This is a genomic window from Sediminihaliea albiluteola (genome assembly GCF_014077625.1).
GTDB lineage: Bacteria > Pseudomonadota > Gammaproteobacteria > Pseudomonadales > Halieaceae > Sediminihaliea > Sediminihaliea albiluteola.
Map to the genome: position 1 here is coordinate 270,126 of NZ_JACFXU010000018.1, position 14,080 is coordinate 284,205.

Consider the following 14,080-nt stretch of genomic DNA (forward strand, 5'->3'; position numbering starts at 1 on the left):
AAATGAAGGCAGCTATTTGCTAGAAACCTTGCGTGGGGCGCGATTGAATGCTGCTCACACTATCCTGTCTCACTTGTGCCTCAGGTATAATTGTCCGCGATTGCATGGAGATCTCGATGAAGCCTGATAACTACCCTCAGCAGCCCAGCCATATCTGGGAGCACTTCTATCAATTCACACAAATTCCCCGACCCTCTAAACACGAGCAGGCGGTGCGCCAGTATGTCATTGATCAGGCAGAGGCTCTTGGGCATCGCTGGCAATGCGATGCGGTGGGGAACTTGGTGGTTTATGTACCGGCCACTCCCGGGATGGAAAGTAGTGGCACCGTGATTATTCAGAACCACTTGGACATGGTGACAGTCAAAACCGAAGATAAGCAGCACGACTTCTTTCGAGATCCGCTGAGCCTGGCAATTAGCGATGGCTGGCTGCATGCAGATCGCAGCACCTTGGGCGCAGACAATGGTGTGGGCTGCGCCGCAGCGCTGGCCTTAATGACGGATGACAGCGTAGCGCACCCGCCATTGGAGTTACTGTTTACGATTGATGAAGAAACAGGTTTGGTCGGCGCCAGTGAGTTAGATGCCAGCATGTTGAGTGGTGAGCGTATGCTTAACCTCGACACCGAAGATTGGAACGAGCTGTATATTGGCTGCACCGGAGGGGGTGGCTGGAGCTTTACGCGCACTTTCAAAACCGAGCTCCCCGCGTCAAATTTGAGCTATTTTTCTTTGAGCCTGAAGGGCTTGGCGGGTGGTCACTCGGGTATCCAAATCCATCAGCAGCTTGGCAGTGCCATTAAGCTCTTGGTGGACTTTCTTCAGTCGATTGAGCAAGTGCAGTTAGTGCACTTTAAGGCTGGAGTGGCGCACAATGTTATTCCTCGGGAAGGGGAGGTGATATTTGCCTGCCCAAGCTCCGAGGCTGAGCACTTGCCAGAAATTTTGGACAAGCTAATACAGCAATGGCTGGGTTATTTGCCTGCTGCCGATCACGGCCTAAGCGCGGCGCTGGAAACTGCCGACCCCGCTGCTGGCCTGAGTGTTGAAGACAGTACTTTATTGCTCGATTTATTGGCCGCTTTTCCCCACGGGGCACAGTCTTACAATCTTGAACAGCCCGCGGATCTGGTTGACCTCAGCATTAACTTGGCTTGCGTGGAGCTCAGCGAAGGGCAGTTGGAGCTGGAGTCAAGCCTGCGTTTCTTTAACGCCGAGCAAGCTATTCCGCTGCGCCGTTCGGTGGAATCCCTAGCGCGCTTAGCTGGTCTGCAGGTCGAGCCTAAGGCGGGTTATCCTGGTTGGCAGCCTGATTTTGGCAGCCCCTTATTGGCTAAGGCAAAGGCCTTGCACCAGCGTTTGTTTGGCATCGAGCCCGCAGTCAAAGCGATTCACGCTGGGCTTGAGTGCGGCATTTTAAAAAGTAAAAAGCCGGATGTGGATATTCTTTCCTTTGGCCCTACTATCCGCGCTGCACATTCGCCGAGTGAGCGTCTTGAAATTGCCACTGTCGCGCCGTTTTGGCAGCTACTGACTGCCTTGTTGGCCGAGATGTAACATCCACTCTAAAACCATTAAACAAGCTAATCATACACGGAGATAACACCATGCTCGAAGTCCTGCCCCGCCTGCCTGATGACCCCATATTGGGTTTGGCTGCGGCCTGTCGTGCTGATCCCAACCCGAACAAGGTTGACCTGACCGTGGGCATTTATATGGATGAGCAGGGGCTTTGCCCAGTGTTTGAAGCGGTGCAGCAAGCTCAGCGGCAGCTGATTGAACAAGAGAGCAGCAAAGCTTATATCCCGCCAGCTGGCGATGCGGCATTTAATACCGGCATACAGCAACTGGTATTGGGAGCTGACAGTTCGGCCTTGCTGGCCGGCCGGGTCAGCAGCGTACAAACCCCAGGGGGCTGTGGGGCATTACGTATTGGCGCAGAGATTATTCAGGCAGCGCGGCCTAACGCCCGAGTATGGGTGTCTGACCCTACTTGGCCAGTGCATATCCCACTTTTGGGCAGTGTCGGACTGCGTTTTGAAAGCTATCGCTACTACGATGCGCCCAGTCACGGGGTGGATTTTGAAGGCATGGTGGCCGATCTCAAGTCAGCACAGCGCGGCGATGTAGTCCTATTGCACGGCTGCTGCCATAACCCCTGCGGTGCTGATTTAGAGTTAGAGCAGTGGGCTCAAATCGCTGAGATGGCCGAACAGCAAGGTTTTCTACCTTTTATTGATATTGCATACCAAGGGCTCGGTGATGGTTTAGAGCGCGATGCCGCCGGCTTGCGCCTTTTAGTCGAGCGCCTTCCCGAGCTGATTGTGGCGGCATCTTGCTCTAAAAACTTAGGCCTCTACCGTGAGCGCACTGGCGCCACACTATTTATTGGCCAGAACTCGGCCTCTGCAGAGGCTCTGCAAAGCCAAGCATTAGTGGCCGCTCGCCGTGTCTATTCTATGCCGCCCGCCCACGGAGCCCTGATTGCAGGTAGAGTGCTCGGCGACCAGGCGCTGCGGCAGAGCTGGCAAAATGAGCTAGAGTCAATGTGTCGGCGCATCAATACATTGCGCAGCGATTTGCGCAGTAAGTTGGAGGCCGCTGTGGATCAGGATTTTTCCTTTATCGAGCGCGAAAAAGGCATGTTTTCTTTTCTTGGCTTAAGCGCTGAACAGGCACAGCGTTTACGCAGGGAGCACAGTGTTTATATGCTGGATTCTTCACGGATAAATGTGGCCGGAATTAATGCTGCCAATATTGATATAGTGGCTCGGTCGGTCGCACAAGTGTTGGGGCGCTAGGTGGCACAACAATTAACGACGCGTTGGCGCTGGCTGTTTCGCCAGGTTGCCAGGCAACTGTGGCTGACGGCGGTGATTTATGCCTTGGCTGCAATTGCCTCGGTATTTATAGCTGCATTTTTGGGCCCCTACATTCCGGCCAGTGCCACGGAGTTTATTAAACCCAAAGCTGTGGGCGATATCCTGAGTATTTTGGCCTCGAGCATGTTGGCAGTGACGACCTTCTCGCTAGCCACAATGGTCAGCGCTCACGGTTCAGTTACTAGCAATACCTCGCCACGAGCCACCGCCCTAGTTATTGATAACGAAGTCACCCGACATGCGCTGGGCGCTTTCATCGGCTCATTTTTGTTCAGTTTGGTGGGGATTGTAGCGCTCAGTGCGGGAGCTTATGGTGAGCGCGGCCATGTGGTGCTGTTTGCCGTCATGATCCTGGTGATCGTATTGATTGTGGTGGCTCTGCTGCGCTGGATCGACCACTTATCACAGCTAGCGCGGGTCAGTGAGACCAGTGAGCGTGTTGAAAACTCGGCTCTGGATGCCTTAGTTAAACGCGCTCATTATCCGGGACTTGGCGGCCGAGCTTGTCGGGATATCGCCCAGCGGATACCCGCCGATGCGAGCACCATTGCTGCACAGCAGGTCGGTTATGTGCAGCACATCGATATGGCAGCACTGATAGAGCTGAGCCGCAGGCACAAATTGGAATTCTTTGTGGTGGCTGAGCCCGGAGCTTTTGTGGGCTTGGGTCGGCCTTTACTGCGGGTTGCTGGGGATTGGCCAGAGGACTTCGATAGCCAGTGTTTATGCGATGCTTTTTCCATTGGCCAAGAGCGCACCTTTGACTACGACCCGCGCTATGGCTTGATTGTTCTGGCGGAGATTGCTTCTCGCGCCTTATCGCCAGGGATCAATGATCCAGGCACGGCTATTGATATTATTGGTCGGGTGACTCGGGTATTGAGTATCTGGGCGACGACTAAACAGCTAGATAACGGCGAGGAAGCAGCCGATGGGGCCAAAGTCTGGTTCCCCCGCTTAGACGCTAATGATCTGCTAGAGGATGTCTTTTCTGCTATTGCTCGGGACGGCAGTGGTACCCTATCGATTCAAATACGCTTGCAGAAATCTTTGGCTGCCTTGGCTGCCCTTGAGCATGCTGAGCTTGAGCGGGCTGCGAGGCTACAGTCCCAGCGCGCCTGGGAGCGCGCTAGAGATGTCTTGGAGATGCCATTTGAGCGCGAGGCGCTGGAGCAGGTAGTGTTGCAGGCTGGGGACTAAACTCTGGCAGAGTTTAGTCCTGATCTTCCAGTGCTTCCCAGCGCTCGAAGGCCTGCTCCAAGTCAGCTTGTACGGCGGCTAATTGAACTAACACTTCCTCGATAGCTTCTGCCTCTTGTTGGTAGAAGCTGGGCTCAGAAATGCGCTCTTCCAGCTCTTGCTGTTGGGTTTCCAGCTTTTCAATCAGAGCGGGCAACTGCTCCAGTTCACGCTGCTCCTTGTAGGATAACTTGCGCTTGGCTACGGCAGCCTTAGCGGGTTTGGCGGTGCTTGCGGGCGCTTGATCTTTACTGGGCGCAGCATTTTGCTGTTTTAGCTGACTGTGATCGACCAGCTGACCCCCGCGGGCTTCCCAGTCGCTGAAGCCACCGACGTGCTCGCTGACCACGCCATTGCCCTCAATGACCAGCAAGCTGGTTACCACGCTGTCCATAAAGTCACGGTCGTGGCTCACTAGAATCACGGTGCCATCGAAGTCCAGAAGGATCTCTTCTAGTAATTCCAAGGTTTCGATATCTAGGTCGTTGGTTGGTTCGTCCAATACCAGTAGGTTGGCTGGCTTGCTGAATAATTTAGCTAGCACCGCCCGGTTTTGCTCACCACCAGACAAGGCTTTTACCGGTGTGCGGACCCGTTCCGGAGTGAATAAAAAGTCACCGAGATAGGAGATGGCGTGTTTGCGCTTGCCATTGATATCGATGAACTCCTGGCCTCCGCAAACGTTGTCGATCAGGTTTTGCTCCGGGTCAAGGTGGCCGCGCAACTGATCGGAATAGGCGATTTCAAGTTTGGTGCCGTGTTTGACCTCGCCGCTATCAGGGGCCAGCTGGCCCAGCAGAATTTTAACTAGGGTCGATTTGCCGGCGCCGTTGGCCCCGACAATGCCGATGCGGTCGCCGCGCTGAATAATGGTGGAGAAATTAGACAGCAGCTGTTTATCATCAAAGCGCTTGCTGACAGCCTGTAGCTCCGCCACGATTTTGCCGGAACGGCTAGCATCTTCGAGGGCGAAGTTGGCGCGCCCGACCTGCTTGCGACGATTGCTGTGTTCTTCGCGCATGGCTTTTAGCGCCCGAACGCGGCCTTCGTTACGGGTGCGGCGTGCTTTGATGCCCTGTCGGATCCAGGCTTCTTCCTGCGCAAGCTTTTTATCGAACAGCGCATTGGCGCGATCTTCTGCTTCTAGCTCTTGTTCACGGTGGCGTAAAAAGCCGCGGTAATCCCCGCGCCACACCGTCAGGTGACCGCGGTCGAGCTCAGCGATTGCATTGACCACGTTCTGCAGGAAGCGCCGGTCGTGGGTAATCAGTATGAGTGCTCCGCGAAACTGCTGCAGCTGCGTCTCCAGCCATTGAATGGCAGGGATGTCCAAGTGGTTTGTGGGCTCGTCTAGCAGCAAAATATCCGGCTCAGATACCAGCGCTTGAGCCAAAGCGACCCGCCGGCGCCAGCCACCTGAGAGCTCGCTCATTTTGGCGTCTGCGGGCAGCTGTAATTGTGACAGGGTGGTTTCAACGCGCTGCTGTAGAGTCCAGCCATCGACCGCCTCGAGCTTGTGCTGGACTTGGGCCAACTGCTCCATATCAATGTCGTCGCCCTGCGCTAGCAGATGGTGGTACTGAGACAGCAGTGCTCCAGCTTCGGGCAGGCCGCCAGCCACCACGTCATAGACGCTGATGTCTTCCGCCTCTGGCAGGGTTTGCAGTAAGCGCGCCATGCGCACGCCTGGGCGCAGCCAGCGCTCACCTGAATCGGGTGACAGTTCTCCGGCCAGTACCTTGAGCAGAGTTGTCTTCCCCGTACCGTTGCGGCCCAGTAAACCCAGCTTTTCACCTTTAGTGATGCTGAAGTCGACGTGGTCGAGCAAAGTTTGAGTACCGAACTGCAGCTGTACTGAGTCGAGTTTGAGCAGTGGCATTAAGCTTGGCCTGTGTCTGGAGCGGGGCCGTATTCTACGCTACCGTTGGTGCAAGTGGCCACTGTGCAGCACTTGCGTACTCCAAGCTGGTCATCAGGGCTGTCCTTTGTCTGGCTTGCTCAGGCTGGGGCACCATCGCCCTATGACTTCAGGTATGATGGCAAATCCAATAATAATTCAGTGTTTTGAGCATGCTAGTTTCCCAATCGCAACAGCAATATGACAGGCAAATTGCTGGCTGGCTGATACTTTGTGCCGTCGTGGTATTTGGCATGATTTTGCTCGGCGGTGTCACTCGCTTGACTAACTCCGGCTTATCCATGGTGGAATGGAAGCCCCTAATGGGGGTCATTCCGCCGCTCTCCGAAGAATCTTGGCAGGCTACTTTTGACAAGTACAAGGCCTACCCAGAGTACCAGAAGATTAATCGGGGTATGAGTCTGGAGAGCTTCAAGTCGATCTTCATGTACGAGTACTTACATCGCATGTTGGGGCGATTGATCGGGGTACTGTTTTTTATACCTATGCTGTACTTCATGCTGCGCCGGCGCTTACCACAGGGTTTACAAGCCAAGCTATGGCTGCTGTTTTTTCTGGGCGGCTGTCAGGGCTTATTGGGCTGGTACATGGTCAAAAGTGGCTTGGTTTCCAATCCTCATGTCAGTCAGTACCGCCTCACTGCGCACATGGGGCTGGCAGTGCTGATTTATGCTTATATGCTGTGGTTGGTGTTTGATTTGTTGTTGGGTAAAGCGCCCAGTGACGGCCTGCGCAGGCCCTTAAGCCGAGTTTCCCTAGTCTTGGTCGCTTTGGTCTATGGCATGATTTTGAGCGGCGCCTTAGTGGCCGGTACCAAAGCTGGTTATGCCTACAGCACTTGGCCATTGATGGGGACCAGCTTTTTTCCACCAGGCTTATATGCAGGGGAGCCAGCTTGGCTTGATGCCTTTGAGGACATCACCACTATCCAGTTTAACCATCGTATCTATGCCTATGGCCTGTCTTTAGCGCTTGTTGCTTTTGCCTTAATGGCTTGGCGCAAAGTGTCTGCAGCTCGGCTGCGTTTAGGGATAGTGCTGCTGCTCTTGGCTTTGTGCCTGCAAGTGACCTTGGGAATCACTACCTTGCTATTTCATGTGCCTGTTGCTTTAGCTGCAGCACACCAAGGTGGCGCCGTATTGCTGTTATCCTGTACTTTATTTGTGGCTCATTGCCTGCGCCGGCAGCCCGCTGTGGCGCTGTCTGCTTAGTTCTAGCTTAAAGTGCCTCGACATCGCCGCTCTGGCACAAAGATTCTGAGCAAAAAGAGCTTTGTCACACAGGGCGCTGGCGTCTACCCTACAGTAGGTGTTCCGTGATCGTCACTGAGCAGTAGGGAGCTGGAATCCAAATGAAAGCGCTGGTTAAAAAAGAAGCAAAGCAAGGCTTGTGGCTAGAAGAGGTTCCAGAGCCAAGCATCGGTATTAATGATGTCTTGATCAAGGTGAAGCGCACAGCTATTTGCGGCACCGACATGCACATCTATAACTGGGATGCCTGGGCGCAGAAAACGATCCCGGTGCCGATGGTGGTAGGCCATGAGTTTGTCGGCGAGATCGTCGCAGTTGGCTCTAATGTCATTGACTTTCATCCAGGCCAGATTGTCTCTGGCGAGGGGCATGTGGTCTGTGGCCGCTGCCGCAATTGTATGGCGGGGCGGCGTCACTTATGTGCCCACACTAGCGGCATTGGAGTGGACCGAGCAGGTGCTTTTGCGGAATATCTTGCCCTGCCAATGTCCAATGTTTGGGAACATAGCCCAGGCATCGACTTGGACGTGGCTGCTTTGTTTGACCCCTTCGGCAATGCAGTGCACACCGCTCTGCAATACGACTTATTAGGTGAGGATGTGTTGATTACCGGCGCCGGTCCAATAGGGGCTATGGCCGCAGCGGTCTGCAAACATGCCGGGGCACGTCATATTGTGATTAGCGACCTCATTGACTCGCGTTTGGAGCGCGCCGCCATGCTGGGGGCTACTCGTACTGTCAATATCTCGCGAGAATCCCTCGGCGATGTGCAGCGCTCCTTGGGTATGGAGGAGGGTTTTGACGTCGGTTTGGAAATGTCTGGCAACAGTCAGGCACTCAACGACATGATAAGCAATATGTGTCACGGCGGTAAGATAGCCATTCTCGGTATCCCCAGTGAGAACACTGCCATCGACTGGAACACGCTTATCTTTAATATGCTGACTCTGAAGGGCATCTATGGTCGTGAGATGTACGAGACCTGGTACAAAATGTCGGTGATGATTGATTCTGGCTTGGATATTTCCCCAGTCATCACCCATCGACTGCCTTATCAGGACTTCCAGCAGGGCTTTGACGTGATGAATGCCGGCGAGGCGAGTAAAGTGATTTTGGACTGGGAAGCCTAAAACAACTAGCGAGGGCGCTATGTACGAACAATTTCAACAGCACTTAGCAAGCGAGCTGGCTGCGATCCGCGAAGCGGGGCTGTATAAGTCTGAGCGCAATATCACTACAGCTCAAGGTGCAAGGGTTGGCGTCAGTGGTGAGCGCGAGCCGTTAAACCTCTGTGCCAACAACTATCTGGGCTTGGCACAACATCCAGAGGTGAGTGCCGCCGCCGCTCAAGGCTTGCAGGATTGGGGCTATGGCATGGCCTCAGTGCGTTTTATCTGTGGCACACAAACACTGCACAAAAGCTTGGAAGACAAGATTAGCGCGTTTTTGGGCACCGAAGATACGATCCTTTATCCCTCTTGCTTCGATGCCAATGGCGGGCTATTTGATGTTCTATTGGGCCCTGAAGATGCAGTCTTATCAGATGAGCTCAACCACGCCAGTATTATTGACGGGATCCGTCTGTCTAAAGCGCAGCGCTATCGCTATCGCAACAATGACATGGCTGATCTTGAGGCACAGCTGAAAGCTGCAGACGCCGCAGGTGCACGCTTTAAATTGATCAGCACTGATGGCGTGTTCTCAATGGACGGCTATATCGCCCGCTTGGACGAAATCTGTGACCTAGCTGAACGCTACAATGCGCTAGTGCACTTTGATGACTGTCACGCCACGGGTTTTGTCGGCGAAAATGGCCGCGGTACCCATGAGTTGCGTGGCTGTATGGACCGGGTCGATATCATTACCGGTACCTTGGGTAAGGCCCTCGGTGGGGCCAGTGGTGGTTATACCGCGGCGCGCGCAGAAATTGTTGAGTTGCTGCGGCAGCGCTCACGTCCTTACTTATTCTCCAACACAGTCGCGCCGCCCATCGTCGCCGGTGCAATCAAGGCAATTGAGCTGATAGATCAGTCGCCACAACTGCGTCAGCAATTGTCAAAGAATACTGCTCAGTTCCGTGAAGGGCTGGAGCGCTTAGGTTTTGAGCTGCTTCCCGGTGAGCACCCGATTGTGCCGGTGATGCTGCATGACGCTGTGCTCGCAGGTCGCTTCGCTGAGGCTTTGCTAGCGCATGGGGTCTACGCGGTGGCTTTTTCATATCCTGTGGTACCTCGTGGGCAGGCACGTATCCGCACGCAAATGTCTGCTGCCCTCAATAGCGATGATATTGAATTTGCGCTAGAGGCATTTGGTCGAGCAAAACAAGCGCTTGGCTGTTAAAACAGTGCTAAAAGTGCGCTAGAGAACTGGTTGTAAAGTCCACTTGGATGGTTTTCTCTAAATTGTGATCTAGGCCTCATTCCTTGTTGGTGTTGCTAGCAATAGCTCGTTTTGTGTCTTATTCTCATTCGAATTGGCGCCGATCTTAAGCGTCGAGCTCTATTTGTAATTAAAACACAACTGACTGCGGGGGCCGCGCGCAATTGGGTAGCGCTAACGAAGATTCTCTACTGCAATGTCTTTTGGCTTTATGCCGCTACCATGGGGTGGCAACAACAGCCGAGGCACTGACCGGTGGTTTGCCATTAGAGCAGGGGCGTTTAACACCTAGCTTGTTTGAACGGGCTGCGAGTCGCGCGGGCCTAGTGAGCCGGGTGGTGTTCCAGTCGCCCTTAGAGACTGAGGCACAATTGTTGCCGGCGCTTGTCCTGCTTGAGGATGATAAAGCCTGTATTTTGTTGGGCTGGAGTGAGGATCGCCAAAGCGCGCAAGTCATCTATCCCGAGCTTAATGAATCAGCGCTTGAAATACCTGCCGAAGAGCTTGCCCAGAAAAGCAGCGGTGCCTTGATTCTTTGTCGTCCACGTTTTCGTTTCGATCAGCGCTCACCGCGCACCGGTACTTCGCGTCGCGGCCATTGGTTTTGGAGCGCAATTCGCGCCAACACGGCAATTTATCGCGATGTATTACTAGCGGCATTTTTTATCAACGTATTTGCCCTTGCTCTGCCCTTGTTCACCATGAATGTCTATGACCGAGTGGTACCCAATGCCGCCTTAGAGACTTTATGGATGCTGGCAGCGGGAGTGGCGCTGGTATTATTGGCCGATATTACCTTGCGTACGATGCGAGGATATTTCCTTGATCTGGCCAGCCGCCGAGTCGATATAGAGTTATCGGGGCGTATTATGGAACAGGTGCTAGGTGCCAGACTGGAACACCGGCCAGTATCCGTTGGTTCTTACGCGGTGAATCTCCGCTCATTTGAAACCGTGCGCGATTTCATTACCTCAGCCTCAATAACAACGTTAATTGATGTGCCCTTTGCGATTATCTTTATCGCTGTGATTGGCTGGATTGCGCCCCTAGTGCTTATTCCTTTGTTACTTGGGGTTGCTGTGGTTATTGCTTACGCGCTTGTCACCCAAGGTAAATTAAGAGAGCTCACCGAAACGACCTACCGCGCGGGTGCTATGCGTAACTCCACCTTAATCGAAAGTTTGGTGGGCCTCGATACTATTAAAGCCATGGGCGCTGAATCTCGGACCCAGCGCAAGTGGGAAGAGGCGACGTCGTTTTTGTCTCGGGTGGGGGTGCAACTGCGCTTGGTATCTAACTCGACAATCAACGTGACCCAGTGGAGCCAGCAGATGGTGACCATGTTTGTCATTATCACCGGGGTCTACTTGATCAGCCAGGGCAGCCTTAGTATGGGTGGCTTAATTGCTTGCACCATGCTGGCCGGTAGAGTTATGGCACCTTTTGGTCAGGTGGCTGGATTGATTACTTCCTTCCATAACTCGGAAATCGCTTTGAAGTCACTCGATGAGGTGATGGCCAAGCCTCAGGAACGGCCGGAGGGGGCACAGTTTTTGTCGCGGGAAAGACTTAAAGGAGAGATCGAGTTTCGCAATGTCTCTTTTGCTTACCCGGGCAGTGAAATAGAGTCTCTGCGCGATATCTCTTTTCGAATTAAACCCGGTGAGCGTGTTGCGATATTAGGCAAAGTGGGCTCAGGCAAATCAACCTTACAAAAACTAGCAATGGGCTTGTATCAACCGACTGAGGGTTCGGTGCTGGTCGATGGCATTGATTTGCGACAGCTAGATCCCAGCGAGTTTCGGGCTCAAGTTGGCTATGTGCCCCAGGATGTCACCCTATTTTACGGCAGCCTTCGCGATAACTTACTTTTGTCGCACAGTAATATCAGCGACGCGGCATTAGTCCGGGCAGTTGAGATCGCAAATTTAGCCGATTACATCAACCGCCACCCGCAGGGCGTCGATATGCTAGTGGGCGAGCGAGGCGAGTCCCTTTCAGGGGGACAGCGTAAATGTGTGGCACTGGCTCGGGCGGTGATTAATGACCCTCCTATTTTATTAATGGATGAGCCAACTGGCTCGATGGATCACTCCACCGAAATGGCGGTGAAGAAACAGTTAGAGAGCTACCTCAAGGGGCGCACTTGGATAGTGGTCACTCACCGCAACTCCCTATTAGAGATGGTCGAGCGAATTATTGTTGTTGATGGCGGCAAGATCATGGCGGATGGTCCGCGAGATAGTGTGATTCAGGCCTTGCAGCAGGGCAAGATAGGCAGCGCCAAATGAAGCAGTTTTTTGGGGCTAAATTATCAGAGGACGAAGCTGCGCCACTCAGCTGGCGGCAGGATGCCCATCGCGCCTATCTGAGGCAGCAGCCTTTGCGCGCTAAAGCCTTGCTTTACTGTATAGCTGTTGTAGTGGTTGCCCTCGTATTGTGGGCTGCTTTTGCCGAAATTGATGAGGTAACACGAGGGCAGGGCAAAGTAATCCCTTCACAACAGCTACAGGTGGTGCAGTCTCAAGATGGCGGTGTGGTAACAGAGCTGTTGGTGCGCCAGGGCGATATCGTTGAAGCAGGCCAGCTGTTGGTGCGCTTGGACCAGACACGCTCGGGCTCCGAGTTGCGGGAAAACCGTGCTGAGCTGCAGGCCTTGTCGGTAAAAGCTGCTCGGCTTGCAGCAGCTTTGACGGAGACTACATTTGCAGCACAAGAGGAATGGCTAGAGTCGGTGCCTGATATCGTAGAGCAAGAGCTCGAGCTGTTTAAATCGGGGCAGGCGCAATTGGAGCTGAACCGCGAGATCGCTTCGGAGCAGCTGGTGCAGCGTCAGCAAGAGCTGGCCGAGGTCCAGGCCCGGGCACGACAAATGGGGCGCTCACTGGACTTGGTGCGGCGCGAGCTAAGTGTGACTCGACCGATGGCACAAAGTGGTGCGGTGTCTGAAATAGAGTTGCTGCGGCTAGAGCGCGAAGTTAACCGGCTCAGCGGTGAGCACGAGCAAGCCCAGGCTCAGACAAAGCGCTTGAGTTCTGCGATTTTAGAGTCCGAGCGCAAGCTGAGCGAAGTGGAGATTGAGTTTGCCAATGCGGTGCGCAGCGAGCTAACCGAAACCCTAACCCGGATGAATAGCCTCAAAGAGGTGGCCACAGGCTTGTCAGATCGAGTGCGCCAGACCGAACTGCGCTCGCCGGTAAAAGGTACGGTGAAACAACTCTATTTCAACACAGTGGGTGGCGTGGTATTGCCCGGTAAAGAAATTCTAGAAGTAGTGCCGCTCGATGACACCTTGCTATTAGAAGTGCGTATACGCCCTAAGGATATCGCATTTCTGATTCCAGGACAGAAGGCTTTGGTTAAATTCACCGCTTATGATTTTGTGGTTTACGGCGGTCTAGAGGGTGTCGTTGAGCAGATTAGTGCTGACACGATTATGGATGAAGAGGGCAACCCCTTTTACGAGGTCTATCTGCGTACAACCGAAGAAGCTAGTCTCGGTCCCGATATGCCAATCATACCTGGTATGACAGTAGAGGCAGATATTCTCACCGGTAAGAAAACTGTGCTGGCCTACCTGATGAAGCCAGTGTTGCGTGCCAAGCAGCATGCTATGACGGAGCGCTGAGATGGAGCAAGTGTTTGTCACGCCTTCCAAGTTGCCGCGTAGGCGCTGGGAGCAGGCTTTTGGTAGCTGTCGCGTTGTCGCTCAGGTGGCCGATGCCGGCCCCGTAAAAGGGCAGAGGCAGCCTATATTGTGGCTAGAAATTGCAGGGCTCGATCAGAGTCAGCGTGAAGCATACCTCCTGGAAGCAGTTGCTGCTGGTTATCAAGTGGCGGTGATGTCGGCTATGCCTTCTGAGCAGGAAGCCCTTGCCTGTCTCAATTTAGGCGCCAGAGCTTACTGCCATGTGGAGGCTGCGCCAGAACAACTGCGTGAAATTCACGTGGTGCTGAGTCACGGTGGCTTGTGGATGCCGCCAAGCTTAGTACAGCGATTGATGAGCCTTTCCTTGCGGGTAGTGCCCACGCCTACCCCTGAGCATCCGCAACTGGACGAGCTCACCTCTCGTGAACTGATGGTGGCAGAGCAAGTGGCGCTTGGCGCTAGCAATCAGGAGATTGCTGCAGCGCTATCAATTAGCGAGCGCACAGTAAAAGCTCACCTCTCCTCCATATTCAGTAAGCTGGGGGTGCGTGATCGAGTCCAGTTGGCTTTAGCAATGAACAATATCCCAACCTTTACTTCGGTGAACTGAGCTCTTTTCGTCTTAGAATCGCCACAAGCTGATTTGATTCGAAACTATCATGGCCCTTTGGCCTGCTGGTCTTTAACGCCCCATTCCACCAAATGACCCTAAGAATTGTGACCTGAGTCACGCTTTTTTGCCTTTCTATTGTCCAAAGGTC

10 protein-coding genes are annotated in these 14,080 nt (G+C 53.7%); 9 read left to right on the forward strand and 1 reads right to left on the reverse strand.

From position 1 onward, the window contains the following. Nucleotides 1–116 precede the first annotated feature (116 nt). Genes pepD through H2508_RS14680 form a run of 3 tightly spaced genes read left to right on the forward strand, consistent with a single transcriptional unit; the run spans nucleotide 117 to nucleotide 4,084 of the window. Entirely contained in the window at nucleotides 117–1,559 is a 1,443-nt protein-coding gene (gene pepD, locus H2508_RS14670) for a beta-Ala-His dipeptidase (protein ID WP_182175380.1), read from the forward strand. Between the two features lie 50 nt (nucleotides 1,560–1,609). Beyond that, nucleotides 1,610–2,803, forward strand: a complete 1,194-nt coding sequence (locus H2508_RS14675) for an amino acid aminotransferase (protein WP_182175382.1) — start codon at nucleotides 1,610–1,612, stop codon at nucleotides 2,801–2,803. Further along, entirely contained in the window at nucleotides 2,804–4,084 is a 1,281-nt protein-coding gene (locus H2508_RS14680) for a DUF2254 domain-containing protein (RefSeq protein WP_182175383.1), read from the forward strand. Nucleotides 4,085–4,097: 13 nt separating this feature from the next. Here H2508_RS14680 and H2508_RS14685 read toward each other — a convergent pair whose 3' ends face one another. Next, nucleotides 4,098–6,002 carry an ATP-binding cassette domain-containing protein gene (locus H2508_RS14685; RefSeq protein WP_182175384.1) on the reverse strand — a complete coding sequence of 635 codons (1,905 nt, stop codon included), beginning with the start codon at nucleotides 6,000–6,002 and terminating at the stop codon, nucleotides 4,098–4,100. A 191-nt stretch (nucleotides 6,003–6,193) separates the two neighbouring features. On the opposite strand from H2508_RS14685, the gene H2508_RS14690 reads away from it, so the two are divergent. The 6 genes from H2508_RS14690 (at nucleotide 6,194) to H2508_RS14715 (ending at nucleotide 13,929) form a co-directional block, all read left to right on the forward strand. After that, nucleotides 6,194–7,252, forward strand: coding sequence for a COX15/CtaA family protein (locus H2508_RS14690; protein ID WP_182175385.1), 1,059 nt, complete (start codon nucleotides 6,194–6,196; stop codon nucleotides 7,250–7,252). A gap of 140 nt (nucleotides 7,253–7,392) precedes the next feature. Then, a complete protein-coding gene (tdh, locus tag H2508_RS14695) occupies nucleotides 7,393–8,421 on the forward strand; it encodes an L-threonine 3-dehydrogenase (RefSeq protein ID WP_182175386.1) in 1,029 nt (342 codons plus the stop codon). Between the two features lie 19 nt (nucleotides 8,422–8,440). Continuing rightward, nucleotides 8,441–9,631, forward strand: coding sequence for a glycine C-acetyltransferase (locus H2508_RS14700; protein WP_182175387.1), 1,191 nt, complete (start codon nucleotides 8,441–8,443; stop codon nucleotides 9,629–9,631). A gap of 203 nt (nucleotides 9,632–9,834) precedes the next feature. After that, nucleotides 9,835–11,961: a type I secretion system permease/ATPase gene (locus H2508_RS14705; RefSeq protein ID WP_182175388.1), complete on the forward strand. Its 2,127-nt coding sequence runs from the start codon at nucleotides 9,835–9,837 to the stop codon at nucleotides 11,959–11,961. After that, on the forward strand, nucleotides 11,958–13,298 hold the full coding sequence (locus H2508_RS14710; protein ID WP_182175390.1) for an HlyD family type I secretion periplasmic adaptor subunit: 1,341 nt from the start codon (nucleotides 11,958–11,960) through the stop codon (nucleotides 13,296–13,298). Before H2508_RS14705 ends, H2508_RS14710 begins: the two co-directional genes overlap by 4 nt. A gap of 1 nt (nucleotide 13,299) precedes the next feature. Further along, nucleotides 13,300–13,929 carry a response regulator transcription factor gene (locus H2508_RS14715; protein ID WP_182175392.1) on the forward strand — a complete coding sequence of 210 codons (630 nt, stop codon included), beginning with the start codon at nucleotides 13,300–13,302 and terminating at the stop codon, nucleotides 13,927–13,929. Nucleotides 13,930–14,080: the final 151 nt, after the last annotated feature.

Bases quoted from the DNA above. Each gene is read 5' to 3' on its own strand.
- pepD (WP_182175380.1), top strand. From the start codon at position 117: ATGAAGCCTGATAACTACCCTCAGCAGCCCAGCCATATCTGGGAGCAC.
- H2508_RS14675 (WP_182175382.1), top strand. From the start codon at position 1,610: ATGCTCGAAGTCCTGCCCCGCCTGCCTGATGACCCCATATTGGGTTTG.
- H2508_RS14685 (WP_182175384.1), bottom strand. From the start codon at position 6,002: ATGCCACTGCTCAAACTCGACTCAGTACAGCTGCAGTTCGGTACTCAA.
- H2508_RS14690 (WP_182175385.1), top strand. From the start codon at position 6,194: ATGCTAGTTTCCCAATCGCAACAGCAATATGACAGGCAAATTGCTGGC.
- tdh (WP_182175386.1), top strand. From the start codon at position 7,393: ATGAAAGCGCTGGTTAAAAAAGAAGCAAAGCAAGGCTTGTGGCTAGAA.
- H2508_RS14700 (WP_182175387.1), top strand. From the start codon at position 8,441: ATGTACGAACAATTTCAACAGCACTTAGCAAGCGAGCTGGCTGCGATC.
- H2508_RS14710 (WP_182175390.1), top strand. From the start codon at position 11,958: ATGAAGCAGTTTTTTGGGGCTAAATTATCAGAGGACGAAGCTGCGCCA.
- H2508_RS14715 (WP_182175392.1), top strand. From the start codon at position 13,300: ATGGAGCAAGTGTTTGTCACGCCTTCCAAGTTGCCGCGTAGGCGCTGG.